Source organism: Streptomyces beihaiensis (genome assembly GCF_026274175.1).
Classification (GTDB): Bacteria; Actinomycetota; Actinomycetes; order Streptomycetales; family Streptomycetaceae; genus Streptomyces; species Streptomyces beihaiensis.
Genome location: NZ_JAPHNL010000238.1, coordinates 1 through 649, shown reverse-complemented (window position 1 = coordinate 649; position 649 = coordinate 1). Strand labels below are relative to the sequence as shown.

The window sequence follows — 649 nt, the reverse complement described above, 5'->3', positions numbered from 1 at the left end:
ACGCGACAGCTCGGCTGCCTGCGCATCGGTCGGACGGAAGCGGTACTTGAACGCCCGCTTCACGCATGCCGTGGTCATGCTCACAAACTAGTGGGATCACTCGTAAAGATCAAACCTGCCGGTCAGAGCACGATCTTTCGCCCTGGGGGGCGAAACCTCGCCCCCTGCTCTGCTCCGCAGGGGTCTCGTTCCTCCCCTACCTAAAGGTGGGGGTATCCCGAGAGGATTCAGATGAACCGCTGGAGCGGCGCCAGATCGGAGCCTTGCCGGGACTGGTCGGCCGCCTGGTCCAGTTCCCGGGTGAAAGCCGGCAGCGCGGCAGGCGCGATCTGACTGACGGCCTGCCGTAGTGCGGCAACCGTGGCGGGCGGATGGGGGATGAGTGGCTGCCCAGCGGCGAAGGTGGTCATGGCTGCTCCCATGGGCGCGATTCTGATCCCATGAGTCAGCGTATCGGGCTCAGGCACCGTCTCGTCGCTCGGACGAGTGAGGGAGAAACGACATGGCTACCTGTGCTGACCGGCCTCGGAGGACGGCCGGGCGATGCGACGGTCTCCCCTGAGCCGCGGTCGGCCTAGGCCCTGTCTTCAAACTCCCGCCTGCCCGGCGATGCCTGGCACGCACGCTCGCGGCGTTGCCGAAAAGCCCG

The 649-nt window shown here is 66.4% G+C and carries 1 protein-coding gene and 1 pseudogene; both read right to left on the bottom strand.

The genetic code is table 11. The annotated features are described in order from the left end of the window. Nucleotides 1-78 (bottom strand): helix-turn-helix domain-containing protein (locus OFY01_RS18650; RefSeq protein WP_266601340.1); only part of this gene is annotated, 78 nt, incomplete at its 3' end. A gap of 152 nt (nt 79-230) precedes the next feature. Beyond that, a pseudogene (locus tag OFY01_RS18645) lies at nt 231-410 on the bottom strand (hypothetical protein); the annotation flags it as partial. Nucleotides 411-649 lie beyond the last annotated feature (239 nt).